Genomic DNA, 25,892 nt, shown 5'->3' with positions numbered 1-25,892 from the left:
TTAGAAACCGAAGTTTAGACCAATCTGATATGAGCGCAGGTTAGGCATGGTATTATGATCCGTTCCCCGGTCAAAGGCTGAGTTTTCGTTACCCGTTGTCTGACCTGAACTTACTTCAGGGTCCATACCCGTATACTTCGTGAAGGTCAGCAGGTTACGGCCGCTAAGCTCAAGTTGCAGGTTGCGAACAGGCAGTTTGGGGATGGCTTTTGCCAGGTTGAACCGGAGCGAGACGTTCCGCAGACGTACAAACGAAGCATCTTCATAGAAGTAATCTTTGGTGCCGTTGTTGGCCCCAGCCTGATATACACCCCGGTAGAAGGCTGTCCAGGCACCAGTGTTACCATTGATGGTGATAGGCTGCGTGTAATCTGAGCTAATGCCATCACGATATAACCAGCTTTTGGTTTGGTTGTAAACATGACTTCCCTGCGTCCAGTCAAACTGGAACCCAAGTGTTACAATGTCGCGGAACGATATGCTGTTGATGAACGTCGAAGTAAAGGCCGGGTTCGGGTCACCCAGGCTATACTGCTTAGAGCTGAATAAGGGCTGTTTAGTTGTTTTGTTAACAACGTACCCATTACTCGCCACTTCATACAGGGCTTTGTTGGCTTCAGAGATAGCTGGTGTGCCATCAGGCAGAATCTGGTTTAGGTCACGAATGGCCACGAATCCAAACAACTGACCAATTTTCTCGCCTGCCTTCAGCACGTAGTTGGTGCTACCCGCGCTTGAGGTTACGGTAATTTGAGCGTTCCCTTTTACAGACGTAATCTGTGAGGTCTGTTTGCCAAAATTGGTTGTGAAATCCCAGGTAATGTTCTTACCGCGATACAGAGTTGTATTCAATGAGAACTGAAGCCCATTCGATGATAGCCCAAACGCGTTGTCTTTCAGTTGGCCGATACCCGTAGATGGCGCGGCATCGACGTTATAAATCGAGTTGTCGGTGCTCCGTTTCCAGTACGAGAATGAGAAGTTCAGCTTGCGGAGCCATTCGCCATTTCCACCTTTCACGCTGAAATCGGTCCCGATTTCCAGCTCTTTCGATACTTCTACGCTCAGGTCGGGGTTGCTTTGGGTTGGGCTGTAGTAGAATACGTTGTTGGTACCGAGCGATCTGGTGCTTAACGTTACGTACCGGTCAAACGGACGGGGCTGAATACCCGCTTCGCCATAGGCCGCCCGAATCTTGAACTCCGGCACAATCTGTCCCAGCGAGCTATTCTGCCAGAAATTGAACGATGATGGCCGGATGTAAGCGTTACCCGCCGGGAAGCCAAATGGCGTTGACCCACGACCAAAGGCCGATGAGTAGTCGCTGCGATACGTACCCGTTATCCCGCCAAAATCACCAAATTCAATGTTCTGACTAACCAGATACCCAAACGTAATGAACGGAGTCACGTTGTCGAACCGAGTGCGGGTAGAGGTTGCCTGAGCCGCCGTTACCGGGCTGTACAAGGGCAAGCCCAGATTGGCTACACCATTCTCGCTGTATACGTTTTTCCGGTAATCAAACCCAACCAGGGTGTTGGTGCGGATGGGCAGGTTGATATTGAAATCCTTTTGGAAATCAGTCTTGATGGTTGCGCTGGTGAAGGCGTTCTGAAACACCGTCTTATAATTAAATTCGGTGATTTCGCCGCTCCCGTCAGAGTTATAAAAAGAGGTGTACCGTGTTCTATCGGCTATGTTGTTCCGATTCTGGGTCTGGTTGAGGTATGTATACCGATCTGTCTCTGTTTGGTAATTCAGGCCGTAACGGGCGTTCAGGTCCAGAAACTTAATGGGGCTATACGTCAGGTTCAGACTCTGGATGACATCGATCTTGTTATCGTTATGGGTTAGATATTGCTGACGGTAATTGGGGTTGAACGCGTTCACACCCGATGCGTCCCCATAATAGCCACCGTAGTTTCCGTCTACATCAACAGCATTGTAATCGGCAAAGGGCCGTGTGTTGTTGACCGAATAAAGCAAATTCCGGTCATCCACTTTCAGCGAATTACGGGTGTATATCAATTGCGTTACGCTGCGTAGCGTGAGGTTTTTGGCCAGCGTCATCCCAATGTTGGTCACCAGATTGGTCCGGTTGAAATCACCGTTATTCCGAATTGGGCTCGACTGGTAGTTGTTGGAGAGCGTGATGCTGAAATCGGACCGGCTGTTACCACCCGACAGGTTTACCGAGTTGTTTATCGTTTTCGACGGAACCATGAAGGTGTTGAAGTGATCGTAGTACTTCAGGTTTTGGTCGTAGGCTTTGTTGGCGTTGCTGTTTACATCCAGTGCATTGTACTGAACGTTTTCGCTCCACCGCAGGGAGTTGGGGTCAAGCGTAATAGGCTTACCCGATACACCGATAACATTGTTGCTGGCATCCGTTACAAAGGCGTGCTTGTCGGCCTTGCGCACGTTACCAATGTTCAGGTACGTGTTTTCGGCATAGCTATTCGAGAAGTTGACCCGGATTGGGCCGTCGACGCCGCGCTTGCTGAACAACTGAATTACCCCGTTGGCACCCTGCGCTCCGTAGAGCGTTGAGGCAGCCGCACCCTGAATAACTTCCACCCGGTCAATGCTGCTCAGATCCAGTGAGTTGAGATCGGTTACCCCAACCTGCACACCGTCCATCAGCACAATGGGAGCCGTTCCCCGGTTTACCGTATTAATCCCACGCAACAGGATATTGGCCCGTGCACCGGGTGTGCCGTTTGCGCTCACAATCTGAGCACCGGCAATTTTACCAACCAATGCCTGATCGATCGAGGCAGTTGGAGCAGCAGGCAAATCTTTTGACGATACCGATTCAACCGAAATACCGAGCTTAGCCTTAGTGGTGGCCACACCGACACCGGTTACCACTACTTCGCCAAGTTGACGGGCATCACTAACGAGTGACACATTCACTACGGATTGATTGCCAACAACTACCTCCTTCGTTACAGACCCTACAAAGCTGAAAACCAGGGTTGCACCCGCACCAGGCACCGAAATTGAGTAGTTTCCTTCCGCATCTGACGATATACCGCGCGTAGTGCCTTTAATAACCACCGATACCCCAGGTATGGCCTGATTATCATCTGCAGAGGTGACTTTCCCGGTCACTGTCCTGTCCTGGGCAAAACCGATGGTCCAGGTAGAGCATACCAGCAGTAAGCTCATAAGTAGTAATTGCCTCATGTATTTCGATTTTAAGAGTAAGTGAAATTACGTTAGCTATTGAATATACAAAACTAATTATTGTACGGTGAGTAGACAATAGCATCAGGTGCTTTATCCAAATTTATATTCCGCCTATACTACGAATATCAAAATATTATTTCACTCCCTAGCTCTATTAAACTATAACTTTACACCCTCACCGAATTGATTAATTGCAGCTTATCCTTAAAATAATATAGTCTTATGGCGCTCAATAAGTAATAAATTGAGCAATACCACCTAATGCGCCCATAAGTAGCGGCGCTACATGGAAGCTTGGTTATACCACCAGATTAATAGATTAAATTTTTACTTAAACAGCGCTGGCAATAGCATCAGCCACCTGAAGCGTACGCGCATACCGGTATCCCGCCTGAAAAATATCGCGGGCTCGGCGAAGGTCAGACACACTAAAGTTTACCAGAGTTGGCGGCTCAATGATGAAGTTACATTGCTCTAACCGTTCTTTTGTTTTGCTCCGTACCGACAAAACAAGGCTGCGCTCAATTACCCCGCGGGCTGTTCGAATGGGTTTGTTGGCAGGAAAGGGGTTGCAATGAGACCCAATGATATAGTCTACTTTCCCGAGTACGGGCTCTATAGGCAGGTTATTCAAGACACCACCGTCTATATACTGTTTTTTATTGATGAGCAACGGCTCGAAAATACCCGGCAAACAGCACGACGCCAACACGGGCCGGATAAGCTCGCCCTTCTCAAAAATGATCAGTTCACCGGCATTAAGATCAACGGCAGCTACATGGAGCGGTATGCTCAGCGCCTCGAAACTATCGGTTGGAATGTATTTACGATACAGATCAATGGCGGTATCAATGCGCAGCAAGCCCATCCGGGTCCAGGCCGGGCGCAGGTGCCGAACAAACGATGACGACTCAATGATCTTGAGCGATTCGTCGGGTGTGTAACCGGTGGCAATCAGCGCACCCGCAATAGCACCCGCGCTTGTGCCTGATAACCGACTGATCTCGATTCCCTGCTCAAGAAGTGCTTTTATAACACCGAGGTGAGCAATGCCGCGGGCTCCTCCTCCCGATAAAACCAGGCCAACCGTCATTGTACTACAGTGAATTATAGATAGACAAACGTACCTGAGAAACGTAGTGGGTCATCCGAAGGTTTAGGCCAGCAAATCAGCTAGCGTTCCCCTGGTCTGAATCCGGATTCCTTTTTCGGTTTGCTCAACGGTGGCGGCTTCGGTTGTTGCGTCATGCTCGAATACAAGCACCCAATTACCCGCAGCAGCTTCGGCCAGCAGTTGCTCTTTCTCAGTCATAGTGAGCAACGGACGCACGTCGTAACTCATCACATACGGCAACGGCACGTGACCGGCCGACGGGATCAGGTCGGCGCAGTAGAGTATCGTTTTGCCGCCAACGGTCAATTTCGGCAGAGCCATCTTCTCCGTATGCCCGTCAACGTAGATCAGCTCCAGGCCCGGTACGTCCAGGTACGTTTCGCCAAAAAACTGAAGCTGGCCACTCTCCTGCAATGGCATGATATTCTCACGCAGGAATGACGCCTTCTCACGCGGATTCGGGTGTAAAGCCCAATCGAGGTGTGCAGCGTGTGTCCAGTACGCAGCGTTGGCAAACGCAGGAGTTAACCGGTCGCCCACCCGGTCAACAGCACCACCAACATGGTCGAAATGAAGGTGTGTCAATACTACGTCGGTAACATCGGCGGGCGAATAACCAGCCTGCCGGATCGACCCATGCAGCGACGCATCGCCGCTGAGCGCGTAATGACCGAAGAATTTCTCGTCCTGCTTCGTGCCGATTCCCGTGTCAACCAACACCAGCCGTCTATCAGCTTCAATGAGCAGGCAACGCATGGCCCAGGTGCACCGGTTCTGCTCATCGGCAGGGTAGCCTTTTTGCCAGATCGGCTTAGGCACAACGCCAAACATAGCCCCGCCATCGAGTTTGAAAAAGCCGGTATCGATCGTCTGTACAGTCATATGAATCGTTGATAAGCGAATGGGCGAACTTACGGATAATTCAGAGACACGTCGGGCAATTTCGTACAAAAGCCTACCTTAGCCTACCCACCAGACACTAAATAAAGAAACGAGCCGCTCGCCTTTTTCGGTGGATAACTGGCCAATCGTACCCACTACTGGCGATCAACCAACCACAATTTATGCAGAAACGAGTCCGATTTGATTTCGATGTATTCTTTACCAATGGCGGCAGCTTAACCGGCCATGATTTCCGGCTCGATATCGCCGGCGATACAATTTCCGATACTGAACTGGCCAATTGTATTATCGCCGACCTGCGTTTATTGATGGTGGGCCAGGTAACAATCCGTAACAAAGTCATGCTGACCGAGGCTCATAAGCGAACGGCAGATGCCCACCCGACTGGACAACGTACCCAGCTTATTGACCTGAGCCATACCATTGAAAACGGCCTGATTACCTACAAGGGTCTGCCAGCGCCGATTATCTGTGATTTTCTGAGTCGGGAAGATTCACGCAATCTGTATGAAGAAGGTACTGAATTTCAGATCGGCAAGATCGAGATGGTAACCAATACCGGGACGTACCTGGATTGCCCCTTTCATCGTTTCCCCGATGGTAACGATCTGTCGCAGGTTGGCCTTGAGGCATTTACCGATCTGCCGGGAACCGTGATCCGGTTCCCACATCGGGAAGTGCGCTCCATCACCGCTGATCATCTGCGCAATCAGGAGATCAGGAACCGGGCTATACTGATTCACACGGGGTGGGATGAGCACTGGAATACAGACCTGTATTACTCGAATCACCCGCACCTGACCGAAGATGCAGCAACGTACCTGCGCGATTGCGGTGCGAAACTCGTGGGCATTGACTCGCATAACATTGACGACACCACGGGGAAGAACCGGCCGGTACATACTACTTTATTGGAGGCTAACATCCTGATTGTTGAACATCTGTGCAACTTATCAGCTATATCTAGCAACGACTTTACCTTCAGTGCTGCACCGCCCAAATTTAAAGGTGTAGGTACGTTCCCGGTACGGGCACTGGCAAAGGTTCGTTATTGATGATATGACTCAATTACTTTTCTCACTATGAAACAATTTCAGACGGCGCTGCTGCTGCTTTTCTGTTATACCGGAATTGCCCAAAACCAGACCGCACCCCGATCTCAGGGCAACTTTTTTGCCTTTACACCGCAACTGGCCAAAAATACCCTACAGGTTAACCGTTTTCCGTCGGGCTGGGCTATCCCGGCCTCACGGCCATTCATTATGGGCTTTGGCGTTCCGTTTACGTCGTCGATCGCCGAGAATCAACTTCGCCTGACCAACGCCGGTTTTACCCACATGGAGCGCGACATATTGGTTGAGCGTTTGAAACTACCAATCAGTAAACGATACCGGATGCTGACCGACGCTACCTGTAAAGGGGCAGCTGAAGCCTGGGCGGCCTCGCTCCCCAATTCAGACCCTCGTAAAGTACACATCGCCGCCTACGGGGCCAACCGGGCAGTAACCTCAACCGACCCGCGCATTTATTTTGAAATTGGGCGGCGAACGTACCTGAACGGGCGTGGAAACGGACTTGGCATGGTCGGTATCGACATTGAGACCTTCGCCGATGGCACATCTGGCCCGGCCATGGAGCTGTTTTACCGGAACGCCGTTCTCGGCCTCACGCAGGGCATTACCGACAGCGGCGACAAGGCCACTATTTTTCAGTATGGCGGCTCACTGGCCTCCATCGTTACGTACATCAAAAATCGGCAGGACGGCGACATTTACATGCGCATTCCCGGCGCTGACTGGATAGGAAACGACGGCAAGTTCAACATCAACGCAAACCCGGTTGTTACGTACTATCGAACGCATGGGGCGTTTGTTGGGCGTGATCAGTATGCCCGCCGCACATTCGACGACCGAAGCCTCTGGCAGAAAAACAGCAATGGCTCCATTAAACTAGGCAGCGATGGCCAGCCCAAACTGGTGGTCATGAACTACCCCACCGACCGGGTGACCAACTTTGGCGTTCAAAGCATCGTATACAGTTATGAACCCATGTACTGGCTTCAGATGTGGTACGAAGAGATGGAGAAGATCCTCTGCGACTGGCGTTGGTTGTGCAACACGCCCATAGCCTACGATGGCAACCAGACGCCCGGCTCTATGCCCTACCCGAGAGGCACTGTCGACATCAGACCGGGGCTGGAAGGTATACGCCTGTGTGGCTGGTATCGCGATGAAACGGAGGCCGAATCGATGGGAAATCCGGATAAAGGGTGGGCTGGCGAATATGACCCGGCAACGGGCAACAACCGCCCGCTAAATCCCCGTTCAACGCGATTTCAACTGCTGATGCGATCGCTCCTGTACCACGGTAACATTCTATGGAGCGATAAAGCGTACTACAACATGAGTCAGGGCGCACCTTACAGCCAGGTTGAAGGCGGACAGCTAGTCAACAAACGACCGTTGGCGCTGGGGCAGTTCGAGATGATGATAGCAGGCAATTACCAGGCAAAAAACTTCCCTGTCTTCTTCGATCTGATGGATCAGCACAAAATTGAATTCATTATTCCCAAGCGGTTTGTCTGGAAAGGCAATCTGGCCGTGGGCGAACGCGAAATTGACAAGCCAATTGTTTGGCTTATGAAAGAGCAGAACGGACGGCGGGTGTTTGGCACCTGGGTCTATCCCTGCCAGGATGTGAACAATCCGGCTCATGACCGCGACATTACGGCCTGGATCGTGTTGGATAACGGCACCAAATCAGGAAGCTGGAAACTGAGTTGCAAAAACCGCGATACGGCCTACGACACCTGGACTATCCCGGCAGGATTTGAGCAGGCCAAACCCGAAAACTGGCGGTTTCAGTTTACGAATCTACTCGGTCAGACGTTTACCTGGACAGGCAGCTACAACGTCCCCTTTACCGGTAAAAACCCTGTACCACCCGCCCCCATAAACCGCACTACAGTCAACTGACACCCAGACTTGTCTCTCCTGTATGCTGCTGGTCCGGCACTGTACAGGAAAAGACAAGTCTTACTAAAATACAATTTTTAACAACCAAAAGACAATATTATCAAACCCGTTTCCTTACTGTCACCTTCTTTTTGTACCAAACCAGTACATGATCTGTTTACTTGCCAGACACACTTTGATAAATAGATAGATAGATTGATAGATCGATGGAAAATGGAAAAAGAGCTTTCTATACGAGACCTTAACTTTCGACGCGCCTCCGTACTTATTGTTGAAGACGATGACGACATCTGGACTATCACCCGTATTGCGCTTCGTAAAGAGTTACCAGAGATAAAGCTGGAACGAGCTGCTACCTACGAACAGGCATTGACCTACGTTACCAACTGCGTAACGAATGACCTCCCCTTACCTAAGTTAATTATCCAGGATCTGTACATGCCCTGCCGGGAAGATGGTCTGAAGTTGTTAACCGCCATTCGGACACAACTAGCAGCCGGTGCCTGGCCTCAACTGCCCATTTTGGTGATGAGTTCGTCTGCCGACCCGGTCGATATTCAGTCCTGTTACCGGCATGGTGCCAGTTCCTTTGTGGTCAAACTAGGATCAATCCGTGAGCAATCCGGTATTTATCAGGCCATTCGGACATTCTGGTGGGAAACCAGCGTGCTGCCGCTAACCGAACCAACGCCCGCTTTACCATAGCCCGCCCCCGTTGGCGGACACCATCACCTAGCCAAGTCCGGTGAGTATGCTTATGAATGAACGTACCTGACTCCTGGCTCCGTCTTTCCGATAGCTAATCGCTACTCAATGCAAATCAACGCTCATCAGTCCCAGTAACGAAAGAAGCCCGCTTGGCGGGCTTCTTTCGTTACTGGGACGCATTTTCCTGCCCATATTGGCTCTTCAACTGCGCCCTGAGTCGATTGGCACCTTCCTTGATCACCTCGGCGTAAAGTTCTTTGAGGTGTTTTTTCTCCCCCTGCATTTCCAGATCGATCTGGATTCGCCTTATCACGTAATGCACATCATCGGGTACATCTACATTGATCTTTACCATCTTGATTAATTAGTTGTTGTAGTCACTCATCTATTGATTATAAAGATAATAGCCCCACTTACTGTTAAATCAACAATGAAATAAACCTAGGCAATGGGCATCACAGATCGGTCCGGTAAGTCTGTTCAACACGGTAGCCGGGCGAATCAGGGCTTGACAAAACTCTACAGATACAGAACGAATCTGTAGGTACATACCAACACAGTATTTTTTAGCTGGCCCAAATCTGACCCGTTACTCTTCCAGAGCGACAGATCAACTAGTGCAGGCAGGTAAATCAGCTCTTCTGGAAGCCTGCACGGGTTCAGGAATCCAGTCAGCAACGGCCTTAAACGACAGAATCCCCCCATACGTGCTGTATAGGGGGATTCTGTCTGGTACTGTGGGCCAGCCTGGGCTCGAACCAGGGACTTACTGATTATGAGTCAGGCACTCTAACCAACTGAGTTACAAGCCCTTGTCAGTATGATAACTCATTTCTAACAGCACAAAAATACAGGTTTACGTCGAATTAATGACCATCTGGCACAATTTTTCGTTTTTAAGGCGGTAACGACCTGCTACCTTTAGCCTATGGCCAACAAGAAGAAAATCCTTAACGACCCGGTCTACGGTTTCATCAGTATCCAGTCTCCGTTACTCTTCGATCTGGTCGAACATCCACACTTTCAGCGGCTTCGGCGTATCAAACAGTTAGGCTTGTCGGAGTACGTGTACCCGGGTGCGTTGCATACGCGTTTTCACCATGCGCTGGGAGCCATGCACCTGATGGGCCAGGCTACATCTACATTGTGTAGCAAAGGGAATCAACTATCCGAAGCTGAATGTGAAGCCGCCCAGATTGCCATTCTGCTCCACGATGTTGGTCACGGCCCGTTTTCGCACGTGCTGGAGTGCTGCATTCTGGAAGACATACACCACGAAGAAATATCGCTGATGCTGATGCATGATCTCAACCGCCAGTTTGGGGGAGCCTTGACATTAGCCATCGAGATGTTTGAGGGAACATATCATCGCCCTTTCTTCCATCAATTGATTTCCAGCCAGTTAGACATGGACCGAATGGACTACCTTAACCGCGACTGTTTTTATACGGGCGTTGCTGAAGGGGCCATTGGGGCAGAGCGCATCATTAAAATGCTTGATCTGGCCGATGATCAACTGGTGGTTGAGGATAAAGGCATATTGAGCGTTGAGAATTTCCTGAACGCCCGACGGCTGATGTACTGGCAGGTGTATCTGCACAAAACGTCGATCTGCTGCGAATCCATGCTGGTGCAGATTCTGCGGCGGGCCCGGTTTCTGGCCCGCAACGGCGAACAGATCGACGCCCTCCCCGATTTCCTGATGTTTCTGCGCGAAAGCATTTCGATCGATGAGTTTCGGGCTAATCCGGATTACCTGCAGGCATTCACCCGCATCGACGACTATGATGTGTGGGCCTGCGTGAAGGCCTGGGCTACCCACCCGGACCCTGTGCTCTCAATACTCTGCCAGATGCTGCTCGACCGGAAGCTGTTCAAGATTATTCTGTCGACCGAGCCTTTTCAGCCTGTTCTTGTTGAGGAGATGACCCAGCAACTTCGGCGCAAAGGACTTTCCGACGACGAGCTATCATATTTTCTGGTAGAAGGGCAGGCCACAAACGCGGCCTACCTGCCCACCGGCGATTCGATCCGGATCAAATTTAAAAATGGGCTCGTTCGCGACATTGCCGATGCATCTGATCTGGCCAACATTGGAGCGCTCTCAACCATTGTGAGACGACACTACGTTTGCTGGGCGCGCGAGTTAGACTGGGCTGTGGTTAAGCGAGTTTAGCCATAGCTGCGTGTTGCCACAGCATGCGGTAAGAAGACGTACCTGAGTAACTTAACAGAACACTGAAAACGGTGAACAGTAATTCTGTTCTGGACGGCGCCAACAATAAATTGAATTAAACGGCCATTTATACGAATAGTGCAATTTGTTGGCTACCTTGCGACCCTAACGTCTACTTAGACGAAATCCTATTCCCCGGATTATTAAACGCCTATGGAGTTCACAGTCAGGCAGATAGCCGCCTTACTAAATGGTGAAATTAGCGGCAATGACACACTGACGGTCAGCCAGTTAGCCAAGATAGAAGAGGCTTCTCCGGGCAGTATTTCCTTTCTTTCCAACCTGAAATACGAGCCCTTTCTATACAGTACACAAGCGTCGGCCGTCATTGTAGACCGTTCTTTTACGCCTCGCGAGCCGGTTTCTACCACGCTTATCAAGGTTGAAAATGCCTATCTGGCGTTTACGCAATTATTAGAAGAATACCATCGGCTGATAAGCTTTGCCCGGGTTGGTACGGAGCAACCATCATTCTTCCATGAAAGCAGCCAGATGGGTGAGCGGGGATATCTTGGTGCGTTTGCCTACGTTGGTAAGAACTGCCGGATTGGAGCCAATGTAAAGATCTACCCCCACGCCTACATCGGTGATAATGTGACGATTGGCGATAATACGATCATCCATTCCGGGACAAAACTGATCGACAACACCGTCATTGGCAGCCATTGTGTCATTCACCCTAATGCTGTGATTGGTTCAGATGGCTTTGGGTTTGCCCCACAGGCCGATGGCACCTACAAAACAATTCCGCAGTTGGGCAACGTAGTGATTGAAGATTACGTGAGCATTGGGTCGAACACCACGATCGATTGTGCCACTATGGGGTCAACGGTTATCAGAAAGGGTGCCAAACTCGATAACCTGATTCAGATCGGCCACAATGTGGAGATTGGCCGCAACACGGTCATTGCAGCTCAAACGGGCATTTCCGGCTCAACCCGCATTGGAGATAACTGCGTGATTGCGGGTCAGGTAGGTTTTGCCGGTCACCTCACAATCGCTAACGGCACAAAAGTAGGTGCCCAGTCAGGCATTGGTAAAAGTGTGTCTGAAGAAGGAATTTCATTGAATGGGTCTACAGCCTTTTTACTGCGCGACAATATGCGCTCGCAGGCTGTGTTCCGCCGCCTTCCTGAACTTGAACGGCGGGTTAGTGATTTAGAAAAAAAACAAAATTAGTTTACTGTTTTCCGGCTTCTGTCTTCTGTTGCTACGCTATTCAACCAGTATATTATATAGCAACGTAACAGCAGGCAGCAAACAGAAAACAGCAAACAGTTTACGATGAATATTAAACAGCAAACCATTCAGAAAGCCGTTTCGGTATCGGGTGTAGGGTTGCACACGGGCGTATCGGCTACTATGACGTTCATGCCTGCGCCCGCCAACCATGGCTATAAATTCCAGCGTATCGACCTGCCCGGCCAGCCAACCGTTGATGCCGACGTTGATTTCGTTGTCGATCTGTCGCGCGGGACTACGCTTGAGCAGAACGGCGCTCGTATCCACACGGTCGAACATACGCTGGCTGCGCTTGTTGGCCTGCAGATCGACAATGCCCTGATTCAGCTCGATGGGCCGGAGCCCCCCATCATGGATGGCTCGTCGATCAAGTTTGTCGAAGCACTTCAGTTTGCAGGAATCGAAGAACAAAACGCCGATCGGAAGTATTTCGAAATCACGGAGTTTGTGCACCACCGGAATCCTGAGAAGGATATCGAAATAGCTGCCCTTCCGCTCAACGATTATCGCCTCACAGTGATGGTCGACTATAACTCGCAGGTTATCAACAGCCAGCATGCGTCGTTGAACGACCTGACCCTGTTTTCGCAGGAAATTGCCTCGTGCCGCACGTTTGTCTTTCTGCATGAGCTGGAAGCGCTTTATAAGCAGAACCTGATCAAAGGCGGCGACCTGAGCAATGCCATCGTTATCGTTGACCGTGATGTTGACGAGGGCGAACTCGACCACCTGGCCGAATTGCTGAATAAACCGCGGGTGGGGGTGAATAAACAGGCGGGTATCCTGAATAACCTGCAACTGCATTACCCCAACGAGATGGCTCGCCACAAGCTGCTCGATATGATTGGCGATCTGGCGCTGATTGGCCGCCCAATCAAAGCACAGATTCTGGCAGCACGCCCGGGCCACGCCGCCAATGTGGCGTTTGCCAAGAAAATTAAGGGCCTGATTCAAAAGAATGCCCAGAATCAGGTACCTCAGTACGATCCCAGGCAACCGCCTGTTCTCGACATTAACCGCATCACGCAGTTACTGCCCCACCGGTATCCGTTCCAGATGATCGACAAAATCGTTGCCCTTGACGAGAGCAGCGTGGTTGGCATCAAGAACGTGACTATGAACGAGCCTTACTTCCCGGGCCATTTTCCGGGCAATCCGGTCATGCCCGGCGTATTGCAGTTGGAAGCCATGGCGCAAACAGGCGGTATTCTGGTATTGAGCACCGTTCCTGATCCCGAGAATTACTGGCCTTACCTGATCGGTATCGAGAATTGCCGCTTCCGTCGCAACGTATTGCCCGGAGATACCGTAATCTTCCGTTGTGAGTTCAGCTCACCCATGAAGCGCGGAATTGTGAAAATGCAGGGACGTGGGTATGTGAACAACAACCTGGTCTGCGAAGCTGATATGATCGCCAGTTTAGTCAAGAAAAAATAGTTTGCTGTTTGCCGTTTACTGTTTACTGTTGCGCTGCTTACCTGAACGTATCTGAGCAAGCGGAGCAACAGTAAACAGAGGACAGTAGACAGTAAACAATATTCATAATGATTCAACCATTAGCCTACGTCCATCCTGAAGCCAAGATTGCTCAGAATGTGGTAATTGAGCCTTTCGCCATTATCCATAAGGACGTTGAAATCAAGGAAGGCACCTGGATTGGCTCCCATGCGGTGATCAATTCGGGTTCTCGTATTGGTCGAAACTGCAAAATCTATTCTGGTGCCGTCATTGCCGGCGTACCTCAGGATCTCAAGTTCAACGGAGAGGTAACGCAGGCCATCATCGGCGACAATACCACCATTCGTGAGTACGCAACCATCAGCCGGGGAACAGAAGAGCACTGGCGCACCGAAATCGGAGCCAATTGCCTCATTATGGCCTACGCGCACGTTGCCCACGACTGCCGGATCGGTGATCACTGTATTATCGTGAACAACGTACAGATGGGCGGCCACGTGCATATGGGCGATTGGGCCATCATTGGCGGGTCAAGCTCGGTACATCAGTTCGTGAAGGTTGGGCCGCACGCCATGGTGTCGGGTGGCTCGCTGGTTCGGAAAGATGTGCCGCCCTTCACAAAAGCCGCCCGCGAACCACTGTCATACGCCGGTATCAATTCAATTGGCCTGCGTCGCCGTGGTTATAGTAACGAACAGATCAACGAGATTCAGGAGATTTACAGGTACGTGTTCCTGCGTGGCTTCAACAACGCCGAAGCCATGAACCGCATCGAACTCGATATTCCGGCCACCGCCGAACGCGACGAAGTACTGAATTTCATCCGCAACTCAGAGCGCGGCATCATGAAAGGTCCCGGCGGCGGAAGCGGCGAATAAGTCACAGTTTTCAGTTTGCAGTCTTGAGTTTTCAGTTGCGCTGCTTGCTGACTGCGTTACCACTTAGCGAAGCAACTGAAAGCGGCAAACTGAAAACGGCAAACCTCACGTTAGTAGCTGAACAAATCGGGAAGAAATACCGTCGGGAATGGATTTTCCGAGGTGTTGATCTGACCCTGTCAGCGGGCAACAGTTACACCTTTGTTGGGCCAAACGGGAGCGGAAAATCAACGCTCCTTCAAGTGCTGGCAGGTATGCAGCCGTCATCGGCAGGTAAGCTAACGTACCTGCGCAATGAACAACCAATCGATGACGAGGACTGGTACAGGCAGATTGTACTGGCCGCTCCGTACCTTGAACTCATCGAAGAACTAACGCTTCTTGAGTTGCTCGATTTTCATCGCCGCTTCAAGCCCTTCCGCAACGGAGCCGAGCCGCTGGAGTTGATCGAACAAATGCAGTTGACCCACGCCCGCAACAAAGAGATCAAATTTTTCTCGTCGGGCATGAAGCAGCGCGTCAAACTGGGGCTGGCATTCTTCTCAGAAGCCAGTATCGTCCTCCTCGACGAGCCTACCTCGAACCTCGACCGGCAGGGGGCGGCCTGGTACCACGACCACGTTACCCGGTTAATCGCTCCCGCCACAACGCCACCGGTTGTGCTGCTCATTGGCTCTAACCAACCCTCCGAATACGATTTCTGCCCGAACGTGATCGACGTGATGCAGTGGAAGCAGTAATTCGATGCACTTGCCTGCGCGTAGGCTGAATACGTAACGGCTAGCAACGTAAATCCCAGTGGCGTAGTATTCATCAGAAAGGCTGTGGACCGGCACATGAGGTTATCTGCCTGAAAAGCGAACAGATAACAAGGCTCGGAATAATTTTTGTAGCTTTAGATAAGGCTATACCCTACCCTGCCCCATGCGCTTTGTTCTGACATCGATACTTCTATTTCTAACGTACCTGACCTGTTCTGCCGTTCCTGGCGGCTTTGCACCCGGCGTGGATTCGCCGGGCGACTCCACGCCGGGCATCGTTTTCGTAGAGAACAACGGGCAGTGGGCAGGCGATATCCTATTCCGCGCCGACCTGCCGGGTGGTTTTCTGTTTCTCAAACGGAGCGGCCTTCATTACGTCTTTTACGATACCCGCGAAACTGCCCGTCGTCATACCGCCCCAACCGCTACAGATCCGATTTCGCCAAGCATACGAGCACACGGCGTTTCCGTTTCGCTGCTCAATCGAACTGGCACAGGTCGCGTAGACGGGATCAACCCGGTAGGTACGTCGTTCAGCTATTTTACCGGCAATGATCCATCGCGTTGGGCAGGTGGCGTACGTGGATTTCCTGAAGTGATTTATCACGATGTCTATCCCGGCATCCATCTGCGCATTTACGCGTATTACCAGACACTGAAATACGAGTTCGTGGTGCAGCCCGGCGCCGATCCGGCCAGGATCCAGCTTGCCTACGCGGGGGCCGATCAGCTATCGCTCACCGATAACCGACTGATCATCAAAACATCAGTGAATGAGTTCCGGGAAAATGCGCCCTACAGCTTCGTCACTCAGGCCGAGAAGGCTACGGAAGTGCCAACACGGTGGATACTTGATGGGCCAGTTGCCCGGTTTGACTTCCCGAAGGGATACGACAAGACCCAGGCGCTAACGATCGATCCGGAACTGGTATTCACGACATTTTCTGGCTCACGCGCCGATAACTTTGGGCACACCGCCACTTATGACCAGGAAGGCAACACCTATGCAGCCGGATCGGTTTGGGGATCTGGTTTTCCGGCAACAACCGGCGCATTCCAGGTTGATTATGCCGGGCAAACCGACGTGGGTATCATGAAATTTTCGCCCGATGGATCGCGCCTGCTTTATGCCGTGAACCTGGGCGGTAGTGGTGCAGATCTCCCGCATAGTGCCGTAGTGAACAGCAAAGGTGAACTGATCATCATGGGAAGTACCGCGTCTCCTACCTTTCCAACCACCGCGGGGGCTTTTCAACGGGGCCTTACGTCTGTTCGGGGTGGCGGAACGTCCGTATATGGCGGCTATCTCGATTACACCCTGGCCAGCGACTTGTTCATCTCGCGCCTCGCTACAGATGGCAAATCGCTCATTGGCAGCACCTTACTAGGCGGCTCAGATAATGATGGTTTAAATCTGTATGTACCACCTCAGGCCCAGCTATCAGCTTACGTTCGCAATTATTCAGATGAGTTTCGGGGTGAAGTGATCGTTGGTCCTACTGATGATGTGTATGTAGCCAGCACGTCGCTGTCAGCCGATTTTCCCGTGACAGACGGCTCCAAACTTAACGGATTTTCAGATGGTGTAGTTTGCCGACTTTCGGCCGACCTGACGCAGCTTCGATGGGCTTCCCGAATTGCAGGAAACAGTGTGGATGAAGCCCACGGACTACGCCTGTCACCCGATGGCACGCTCTATGTGTGTGGCTCTTCATACAGCACCAATCTGGGAACAGCGGGCAGCTTTCAACCGCAATTGGCGGGCTTAAACGACGGTTACCTGGCCCGCCTGACCGAAGGGAAAATCACGGCCCTAACGTACCTGGGTACGTCGTTCTCCGATGTGGCCGATCTTGTTGATATCGGACCCGATAACTCGCCGCATGTGCTTGGCCTAACCAGGGGGCTTTACCCGGTGTCAGCCAACGTGTATACGAATGCCAGAAGCGGCCAATTCATCCACGCCCTTTCGCCCGATCTCAGCAAAACTGTCTTTTCAACCGTGATCGGTACGGGGCGGGCGTTGCAGGCAAACGGCTCAATAACAGGCCCGGATATTGCCCCCACGGCCTTTCTGGTCAATGCATGCGGCAATATTTACCTGGCGGGATGGGGTGGCACCGTCAACCAGCGAAATGGCTACAATGCGTTTAGTACCACCGCTGGTTTGCCCGTTACGCCAGACGCTTATCAGCCCGTTACCAGCGCCAGTAACTTCTGGATTGGCGTACTGGAACGGGGCGCAAAGTCGTTGCTTTACGGTACGTTCATGGGCGATACCCGAACAGCCGCCGACGCAGTTTCCGACGGTGACCACGTAGACGGAGGTACATGCCGATTCGACAAAGACGGTACCATTTACCACGCGGCCTGTAGCTGTCGAACCAACCTGTTTCCAGCTACTGCCACCGCCTGGTCGAAAACACGGGGTAATACCAGTTGCAATAACATTGCCTTCAAATTCGATACGGATAAACTGAAAGCCACCTTCGACACGTACCTGGGCACTAAGAAAAACGTAACCGAAGGCTGCGCGCCACTGACTCTTACTTTCCAGAACACCAGTATTGGCGGGCGGCGCTACGAATGGCAGATAGTTGGCAAAGTGCAATCGACCAACGCGCTCGCTACGGTATACACATTCGATAAACCCGGCGAGTACATTGTTCGGCTACGGGCTTATAATCCGCTTAACTGCAAACTGGTAGACTCCACACAGCAGGTTATCCGGGTAAATCCGGCCGATTTCCGCGTCAGTAAAGACACGGCTCTTTGCGCCGACCGACCCGTTTCGCTTACCGCTCAGGGTGGTGTAACGTACCTATGGTCACCAGCGGCCGGGTTGGCCAATCCAACGTCGGCCAGTATTCTGGTGGCAGCAAAGGCAAGCACAACCTACAGCGTATCCATTACCAACGAATATGGTTGCTCGGTAAACCGCACCGTCACCGTCAGCGCCGATAATTCGTTCAAACCCAACATCAGCGTTGAGGCCACACCCGACTGCGGCAAACCTACCCGACTCACCTTTATAAACTCGACCGTGGGCGCTAACCAGTTTCTATGGGTGATGGGCGATGGTGATACGCTTCGTACCCGCGTGCCCGAGAATTACCGCTACCCGCGATCAGGTACGTATGAGATTACGGTAACGGCGATGAAAAACGACTGTGCCATTTCGCTCAAGTACCCCATTATCTACGAAGATTTCAGCCAGATCCCCAACATGATTACGGCCAATGAAGACGGCAAAAACGACGTCTTCGATGTTGGTTTCCCCGGAGCCAAACTCGACATTTATAACCGCTGGGGCAAGCTGCTGTTCCAATCCAGCAACTACGCCAACGACTGGGGCCGAAAAGTGGCCCACGGCACCTATTTTTACCTGCTTATCACACCCGGAGGCTCTCAATGCAAAGGCTGGATCGAGGTGCTGGAATAAAGCGAGTGTCAAGGGCTCCACTGACATACCCTGTCGACGAGAAGCAAAGCACTTGACACCTGAAACTTGGCAATTGGCACACTATCTTTGTACTACTAAAACACACAACTCGTATGAAACTCGTTGCTATACTGGCCCTTGTACTGGGCTTAACAATTGGCGCTTCGGCCCAGGACTCGTTTCACGGCAAAAAAATCACCGAGAAGGGTGCCGTTCCAGCTGCCCAGTTAGCCACCACCATGGCGAACAAAAAAGAGATGCCGGCCAAAGTGGAAGGTACCGTTGAGTCTGTCTGCAAAGTAAAGGGCTGCTGGATGAAGGTAAACACCACCGATGGTCAGACGATGCGGGTATCATTCAAAGACTACGGTTTCTTTGTTCCGAAAGATATTGTTGGCAAAACGGTTGTCATGCAGGGTACGGCTATCCAGAGCGTTACGCCTGTAGACGAACTGCGTCATTACGCCGAAGATGCTGGCAAAAGCAAGGAAGAAATTGCCAAAATTACCGAGCCGGAGAAAGCCCTCACCTTCGTAGCTGACGGTGTAATTGTTAAAAAATAAACGCGCTGTTCCAACGGCCGATCAGCGGCATGGGTCATAGATAGCGTAGCCAATGCAGCCAACGGCCGTATCGGCTACGCTTTTTTAGTGCTAAACCGATTGTGTTATGACTTACTCGCAGAAATCGATCGCCGCTTTTCTTTTCGCAGCAGTCCCCTTGGCATATGCCTGTAAAACGTCGGATGCTACCCCCACCAACCGCGTAGCGCTCCGTGCCTACCAGTCGGCCCGCCTACAGAATGATGTTACCGTTCGCGTCGATTCCCTTACTGATAGCCGTTGCCCGGAGGGCTTAGTCTGTATCTGGGCAGGCAACGCGGTTGTAAAAGCAACCCTGTCGAAAGACACTGATCAGAAACAGGTACGTCTGGTACTCGGCCCGGATGTAACGAATGGTGCTCAGCGAAAATCAGATTCAACTGGTGTAGTTCTTTCGGGTGCCACGTACAAAGTAATCCTGCGCGACGTTACACCGTATCCTACAGTCAACCAGCCATCTTCGGCGGCAACGCAGGCAGTTATTGACGTAACAAAACTGTAGGAAAATCCCTGTTGATTTACCTATCTTCAAGGCCGTAACCTGTTTGGGTTGCGGTTTTTTTGTATCCTCAGGTCTACTTCATGAACCGTCACTACTTGTCCTTACTACTCGGGCTTTGCCTTGGCACGTCTCCCCTATTGGCTCAACCCGCCGCAACGGCGCCATCACGTACCCTGCTTCATTGCGGCAACCTATTCGCCGGCACCGGCAATGATCTGCAACGCGAAATGACCATTGTGGTGGAAGGCAATAAAATTGCCGCCATTCAGCGTGGATACACAACTCCTGCTGCACAGGATCGGGTAATCGACCTGAAAAGCAAGACTGTACTACCGGGCCTGATTGATATGCACGTTCACCTGGAAACTGAAACCCGGCGGGGCGGCATCGTTGACCGGTTCACACAGAACGTACCTGATGTGGCTTTTCAGGCAGCAAAATATGCCAAAACAACGCTGATGGCGGGGTTCACCACCGTACGTGACCTCGGCGGCACTGGCGTGAACGTGTCCCTGCGCAATGCGGTGAACCGGGGCCTGGTAGACGGGCCACGTATCATGACAGCGGGTAAATCCATCGCCACCACGGGTGGCCACGCTGATCCAACCAACGGCTACCGGAAAGACCTGATGGGTGACCCGGGCCCGGAAGAGGGCGTGATCAATAGCCCCGATGAAGCCCGGAAGGCGGTTCGTCAGCGGTATAAAGACGGTTCCGACCTGATCAAGATAACGGCAACCGGTGGCGTACTGAGTAACGCCAAAGACGGGTCTGGCCCGCAGTTCACCGAAGAAGAGGCCCGCGCTATTGTGGAAGCCGCCAAAGATTACGGGTTTGCTGTTGCGGCCCACGCCCACGGTGCTGAAGGCATTAAACGGGCTGCCCGCGCTGGCGTTCAGACCATCGAACACGGCACATACATGGACGACGAGGCCATTGCCATCTGCAAGAAGATGGGCACCTACTACGTACCTACCATTATTGCTGGTAAAACCGTGGCCGACTCAGCCAGAATGTTCGGCTATTACACAGCCTTGGTTACGCCCAAAGCGCTGGCTGTTGGCCCAAAAATTCAGGCCACCTTCGCAAAAGCGTACAAAGCGGGTGTAAACATCGCTTTCGGCACCGATGCGGGCGTGTATATTCATGGCTACAACGCCAAGGAATTTGAATACATGGTGGAGGCGGGCATGCCACCCGTTGAAGCCATTCGCTCCGCCCTGATGACCAACGCCAAACTGCTGGGCATGGATACCCAGATTGGTTCGATCGAGGCAGGTAAGTTCGCCGACATCATTGCCGTTGACGAAAACCCCATTCAGAATATCAAGACCCTGCAAACCGTCCGGTTTGTCATGAAAGACGGCAAGCAATATAAATAGCGCATTTAATACGTAGTAGGCAGTCGGTGGAAGAACTCGCCGACTGCCTACTACAACTCTTAACTACTCGGCTTTATACCATCCTATGACACCAGCTTTAGAACCCGACGAACAGGAAAAACTACGGGAATTAACCGCCCAGAGCTGGAATCTCGAACTGGCCATTTCGGGCGTTGCCATGTTTGCCATCCTGCAACTGCCCGACCTGCTCGATTCGGCCTACGGTTACCTGCAGCACAATTTTCTGCTCAATACGGAGGGAATACCCCAAGTGCTTATATCGCTGTCATACAGCTTGATACGAGCTACGTTTTACGTATTGTTTGTCGCTTTCCTGGCCAACTTCGTCATGCGGGCGTTTTGGGTAGGGCTGGTGGGGCTGCTTGCCGTTTATCCGTCGGGAATCCATTACGACCGCATCCCGTTCTCGACTCCTTTTGCCCAGCAACGGATGGCCGAAGAGCTGGGCCCGCTCGATCGCTACATTCTCTGGCTCGACAAGCGGTGCAACATTGTGTTTGCCCTTGCTTTTCAGTTTGTGTTTTTTCTGTTTATAATCTTCATATTCTATCTGCTGAGCTTAGTAGCGTACATGCTCATTCAGCCAAACGTATCGGCGCAGGTTTGGCAGGGCGTCAAGATCGGGGCTGGTGTGCTGGTTATTTGTTTTTACATCGCGCTGATCGTGCTGAGCCTGAAAAAAGTACGAGAACACCCTGCAGGTGAAAAAATGCACTACCGGTTGACGAAATCCTTCCAACTACTGTTTTTGGGTATCCACCGGCCTTCGTCGTACATCACAAACACATTCTACAGTCACATACCAAAGCAGCGCTTTACCCGCACCTTTGCGATTTTTATGACCGTGTTTGGTGTGGTGTTTTTTGTCGAATACGCAGTAGACCAGTCGCGGGGCAACCGGCGAAGTTCGTTTTTAAACAGCCGCCACCTGTACTCGGCCCGGGTAGACAGCTTGTTTGTAGATCCTGACGCATACGACAATCAACGGCCCGAGGGTGCGCTTATAGACGTAGCCTCTATTCAGGCCGATGTGATCCGCGAACCCTACATACGGCTTTTCATCGCTTACCCGAAAGCCCTCGACACACTGCTAACCCGCGTAGCACCGAAGCCCGTCTGGCCCGATTCGCTATCGAGGCAGGAAGTGCGCCGCCAGTATGCCTCCTGGAGTAATCAGCAGATCAACAAACTTGTCAGGCTAACGGTTAATGATTCGGTATTTACCCAGCCAGAACTGCTTTTTGCGCAGGCTGGAACAATGCAGCAGCGCGGTTGGCAAACGGTACTGGTACCGGGCAACCTCATCAAAGGCCGGAATCTGCTTCGGGTAGGGATCCAGCGCCCCGGACAACCCGCTCCCGACGATATTATTGCCATTCCGTTCTGGTACGTACCAGAACCTTAACGCCGCCAGTTATCGCCCAAAGTCACCTTTGGGTTGAGGGTAAATTCAACTCGTTTTGTGCTTTCGACCGCATGAATCTTACTTCTCCCGGCACATTTCGCTGGCGTATGGTTGCGCTGCTTTTTGTGGCAACAACCATTAATTATATTGACCGGCAGGTGTTATCCTTTACCATGACGGATGAGCTTTTCCGCAAGGAAATGCTCGGCATGGCAGTAACAGACATTCTGACTCAGGAGCGCATTGATCAGTTCAGGGTTGAATACAGTAAAGTCGACTCGGCATTCAAGTTTGCCTACGCCATTGGCTTTCTGCTGGTTGGCTGGCTGATCGACCGGATTGGCACCAAGCGGGGTTTCTCATTAAGCATCATTGTCTGGAGCCTGGCGGCCGTGGGTACGTCGTTTGTGCAGAATTTATCCGGGTTAACCCTCGCCCGCATTACCCTTGGTTTGGGCGAAGCCGCCAATTTTCCGGCAGCTATCAAGACGGTGTCAGAGTGGTTTCCGCGCCGCGAGCGCTCATATGCCAACGGTATTTTCAACGCCGGCACCAACGTTGGCATCATTCTCACAGCCCTGCTGGTGCCCTATCTCATTCTGAATTTTGGCTGGCGCAGCTCGTTTCTGGTGACGGGGATATTAGGGTTTGGCTTGCTGATTCTCTGGTGGTTTACCTACACAAAACCACACCGAAACCGCCGCCTGAGCCCGGCAGAATTAGCCTATATCCGTAGCGACGATACCAGCGAACCACCACTGCGTGTGTCATGGTTGCGCCTGCTTTCCTATAAGCAGACCTGGGCATACGCTATCGGCAAATTTCTGGCCGATCCAATCTGGTGGTTCTACATGGCCTGGTTACCCGATTTTTTCAATTCCAACGATGCACTTGACCAAAAGCTCGACCTTAAATCGTTTGGTGTTCCCTTCCTGATCATCTACGTTGTTTCTGACGCAGGCAGTATCTTCTTTGGCTGGCTCAGCACACAGCTCATGAACTCAGGGTGGTCGGCCAATAAGGCGCGGAAAACAACCATGCTGATCTGTGCGCTCTGCGTGGTACCCATCATGTATGCCGCCAAAACCAATAGTCTGGTGGTGGCTATTGCCCTGATTTCACTGGCTACGGCGGCGCATCAGGGCTGGGCGGCCAACATGTACACGTTCGCTTCAGACCTGTTTCCAAAAAACGTGACCGCCACCGTTACCAGCATTGGCAGTATGTTTGGCGCAGTAGGCGGCATTTTACTGGCCCGGTACTCAGGCGATATCATTAACACACTCGGTTATCAACCGTTATTCATTATGGCCGGTTGCGCTTACCTGCTGGCCTTGCTGCTAATTCATCTGGTGCTGCCCCGCCTTGAACCCGTTACGGCCGACGAGTTGGCACCAGATTTTACCCTGGCCCGTTGATTCAGGCCTTAATCCGATCAATTCACTACGAATCAGCGTGATATATACGCTGGTATGCGCCGTAGGCTTATTTTTACTCAGAAATAGCAGCTACATTATCCAGACGTGGCTGTTGCCCCTTATTTTGTCCCATGAACCAATCCCCATCACCTGTCATCTCTGCGATCGGAACACCAACCGCCGCACTTCCTGAGCGCGTTCTTCAATTTGGCACCGGCGTATTACTGCGTGGTCTGGTCGATTTTCTGATCGACAAAGCCAACAAACAAAACACGTTCAATGGGTCTGTCGTCGTTGTCAAATCGACCGGCAATGATGTGAGTGAGTTCGCCCAGCAGGAAAACCGGTATTCCGTTTGGGTACGTGGTGTACAGAATGGGGAGACCATTGAAGAACAAACCGTTGTTACGGCCATTAGTCGGGTGCTGGCTGCCCAGACGCAGTGGGACGATGTTCTGGCGCTGGCCCGCAAACCGTCGCTTCAGGTCGTTGTCTCCAACACCACCGAAGTTGGCCTTCAGTATGTAGAAGAAAGCATCTTCCAAAGCCCACCAAAGTCGTTCCCGGCCAAGCTGACGGCGTTCCTTTACGAGCGTTTCAAGGGGGCGGGTGGCTCTCGGAAAATGGGTCTGGTTGTTGTTCCTACGGAGTTACTTCCCGACAATGGCCTTCGCCTCCGCGATGCCGTTGAACGCACCGCGCAGCACAATGAATTGGGTAAGCTGTTCATGAAATGGCTGAAATTTCACGTCCGTTTCTGCAATTCACTGGTCGATCGGATCGTGACCGGCAAACCCGACGAAGAAGCTACCGCCCGTTTCGAACAGCAGGCTGGGTACACCGATTCGTTGTTAACGGCCACCGAACCCTATTATTTCTGGGCCATCGAAGGTGATGATCGGGTTCGTAAGGTGCTTTCCTTTGCCGACGTCAGCCCAACGCACCTGGTCATCGACGAAGACATCAGCTTCTACCGGGAGCGAAAACTCCGGTTGCTCAACGGTACCCATACGTTTATGACCCCGCTCAGCTACCTGCTGGGCAATGTAACGGTCGACGAGTCGATGAAGCACCCATTGATGGGTCCGCTCGTTGCCAGGCTCATGCTGGAAGACATTGCTCCCAGCGTACCAACCGATCTGGCGGGCGATGATGGTGAGGCGGCTGTCAATCAGTTTGCTCAGGAAGTGATCGACCGCTTCAAAAATCCGTTCAACGAGCATTTTCTGCTGAATATCACTCTCCAGCAATCGGCCAAAATGCAGGTGCGTAACGTACCTACCATGCAGCGCCTGGCCGCATCTACCGGGGCTGTACCTGCCCGTATGGCGCTTTGCTTTGCGGCTTTTCTGCTCTTTATGCGCGCCAGCAGGCAGACTGACGAAGGTGAGTTTGTGGGCGAAATTCTTGTGCCCGGTGGCGAACTGGTCTATCCTATCCGCGATGCGCAGGCAGCTTACTTCTACGACAAGTGGCAGACCGTAAAAGCTGGCGACAGCGAGTCGGTAACAACGTTCGTTCAGGCGGTGTTAGCCGATAAAGCGCTTTGGCAAACCGACCTGACCGCACTACCCGGCTTCACGGAGCAAGTGACAACGTACCTGAACACCATGCTGACAAACGGTGTAGAGGCCGCGGTGAACATGGTGTAGG

At 51.9% G+C, this 25,892-nt stretch carries 19 protein-coding genes and 1 tRNA gene; 15 read left to right on the top strand and 5 right to left on the bottom strand.

Annotated features, from left to right (window positions below; all coding sequences use genetic code 11):
• The 3 genes from J2I46_RS10630 to J2I46_RS10620 form a co-directional block, all read right to left on the bottom strand.
• The gene (locus J2I46_RS10630) at positions 1–3,171 is read right to left on the bottom strand and encodes a SusC/RagA family TonB-linked outer membrane protein (protein WP_310589010.1); all 3,171 of its coding nucleotides are present in this window, start codon (positions 3,169–3,171) and stop codon (positions 1–3) included.
• A gap of 352 nt (positions 3,172–3,523) precedes the next feature.
• Complete coding sequence (locus tag J2I46_RS10625) at positions 3,524–4,285, bottom strand: patatin-like phospholipase family protein (protein ID WP_207328972.1); 762 nt, start codon at positions 4,283–4,285, stop codon at positions 3,524–3,526.
• Between the two features lie 63 nt (positions 4,286–4,348).
• A complete protein-coding gene (locus tag J2I46_RS10620) occupies positions 4,349–5,188 on the bottom strand; it encodes an MBL fold metallo-hydrolase (RefSeq protein WP_207328971.1) in 840 nt (279 codons plus the stop codon).
• A gap of 182 nt (positions 5,189–5,370) precedes the next feature.
• Between J2I46_RS10620 and J2I46_RS10615 the strand changes: the two genes are divergently transcribed.
• From J2I46_RS10615 to J2I46_RS10605, 3 genes are all read left to right on the top strand, one after another.
• A complete protein-coding gene (locus tag J2I46_RS10615) occupies positions 5,371–6,264 on the top strand; it encodes a cyclase family protein (protein WP_207328970.1) in 894 nt (297 codons plus the stop codon).
• 27 nt (positions 6,265–6,291) lie between these two features.
• Entirely contained in the window at positions 6,292–8,184 is a 1,893-nt protein-coding gene (locus tag J2I46_RS10610; protein WP_207328969.1) for a hypothetical protein, read from the top strand.
• 213 nt (positions 8,185–8,397) lie between these two features.
• Positions 8,398–8,889 carry a response regulator gene (locus J2I46_RS10605; RefSeq protein ID WP_207328968.1) on the top strand — a complete coding sequence of 164 codons (492 nt, stop codon included), beginning with the start codon at positions 8,398–8,400 and terminating at the stop codon, positions 8,887–8,889.
• A gap of 169 nt (positions 8,890–9,058) precedes the next feature.
• Here the strand turns inward: J2I46_RS10605 and J2I46_RS10600 are convergent, their stop codons facing one another.
• Positions 9,059–9,247, bottom strand: a complete 189-nt coding sequence (locus J2I46_RS10600; RefSeq protein WP_207328967.1) for a hypothetical protein — start codon at positions 9,245–9,247, stop codon at positions 9,059–9,061.
• Positions 9,248–9,630: 383 nt separating this feature from the next.
• A tRNA-Ile gene (locus J2I46_RS10595) sits at positions 9,631–9,704 on the bottom strand.
• A gap of 116 nt (positions 9,705–9,820) precedes the next feature.
• Here J2I46_RS10595 and J2I46_RS10590 point away from each other — a divergent pair.
• The 12 genes from J2I46_RS10590 to J2I46_RS10535 all read left to right on the top strand — a co-directional run bounded on the left by J2I46_RS10590 (position 9,821) and on the right by J2I46_RS10535 (position 25,891).
• Positions 9,821–11,068 carry an HD domain-containing protein gene (locus J2I46_RS10590; RefSeq protein WP_207328966.1) on the top strand — a complete coding sequence of 416 codons (1,248 nt, stop codon included), beginning with the start codon at positions 9,821–9,823 and terminating at the stop codon, positions 11,066–11,068.
• Positions 11,069–11,281: 213 nt separating this feature from the next.
• Entirely contained in the window at positions 11,282–12,307 is a 1,026-nt protein-coding gene (lpxD, locus tag J2I46_RS10585) for a UDP-3-O-(3-hydroxymyristoyl)glucosamine N-acyltransferase (protein ID WP_207328965.1), read from the top strand.
• Between the two features lie 105 nt (positions 12,308–12,412).
• Positions 12,413–13,807, top strand: a complete 1,395-nt coding sequence (locus J2I46_RS10580; RefSeq protein WP_207328964.1) for a bifunctional UDP-3-O-[3-hydroxymyristoyl] N-acetylglucosamine deacetylase/3-hydroxyacyl-ACP dehydratase — start codon at positions 12,413–12,415, stop codon at positions 13,805–13,807.
• Between the two features lie 107 nt (positions 13,808–13,914).
• Positions 13,915–14,706: an acyl-ACP--UDP-N-acetylglucosamine O-acyltransferase gene (gene lpxA / locus J2I46_RS10575; protein WP_207328963.1), complete on the top strand. Its 792-nt coding sequence runs from the start codon at positions 13,915–13,917 to the stop codon at positions 14,704–14,706.
• 44 nt (positions 14,707–14,750) lie between these two features.
• Positions 14,751–15,446, top strand: coding sequence for an ABC transporter ATP-binding protein (locus J2I46_RS10570; RefSeq protein ID WP_229379680.1), 696 nt, complete (start codon positions 14,751–14,753; stop codon positions 15,444–15,446).
• Positions 15,447–15,630: 184 nt separating this feature from the next.
• Positions 15,631–18,909 carry a DUF7948 domain-containing protein gene (locus tag J2I46_RS10565; RefSeq protein ID WP_207328962.1) on the top strand — a complete coding sequence of 1,093 codons (3,279 nt, stop codon included), beginning with the start codon at positions 15,631–15,633 and terminating at the stop codon, positions 18,907–18,909.
• A 113-nt stretch (positions 18,910–19,022) separates the two neighbouring features.
• Positions 19,023–19,472: a DUF4920 domain-containing protein gene (locus J2I46_RS10560; protein WP_207328961.1), complete on the top strand. Its 450-nt coding sequence runs from the start codon at positions 19,023–19,025 to the stop codon at positions 19,470–19,472.
• Between the two features lie 106 nt (positions 19,473–19,578).
• On the top strand, positions 19,579–20,013 hold the full coding sequence (locus tag J2I46_RS10555) for a hypothetical protein (protein WP_207328960.1): 435 nt from the start codon (positions 19,579–19,581) through the stop codon (positions 20,011–20,013).
• Positions 20,014–20,093: 80 nt separating this feature from the next.
• Positions 20,094–21,395, top strand: a complete 1,302-nt coding sequence (locus tag J2I46_RS10550; RefSeq protein WP_207328959.1) for a metal-dependent hydrolase family protein — start codon at positions 20,094–20,096, stop codon at positions 21,393–21,395.
• An 85-nt stretch (positions 21,396–21,480) separates the two neighbouring features.
• On the top strand, positions 21,481–22,821 hold the full coding sequence (locus J2I46_RS10545) for a hypothetical protein (protein WP_207328958.1): 1,341 nt from the start codon (positions 21,481–21,483) through the stop codon (positions 22,819–22,821).
• 71 nt (positions 22,822–22,892) lie between these two features.
• Entirely contained in the window at positions 22,893–24,239 is a 1,347-nt protein-coding gene (locus J2I46_RS10540) for an MFS transporter (RefSeq protein WP_207328957.1), read from the top strand.
• Between the two features lie 131 nt (positions 24,240–24,370).
• Positions 24,371–25,891 (top strand): tagaturonate reductase, encoded by a 1,521-nt coding sequence (locus J2I46_RS10535; protein ID WP_207328956.1) that lies wholly within the window; start codon positions 24,371–24,373, stop codon positions 25,889–25,891.
• Position 25,892: the final 1 nt, after the last annotated feature.

Origin of the sequence: Fibrella forsythiae (assembly GCF_017353175.1) — a bacterium.
Taxonomy (GTDB): domain Bacteria; phylum Bacteroidota; class Bacteroidia; order Cytophagales; family Spirosomataceae; genus Fibrella; species Fibrella forsythiae.
The sequence above is the reverse complement of the archived record's forward strand: the minus strand, read 5'-3'. Positions and strand labels throughout refer to the sequence as shown.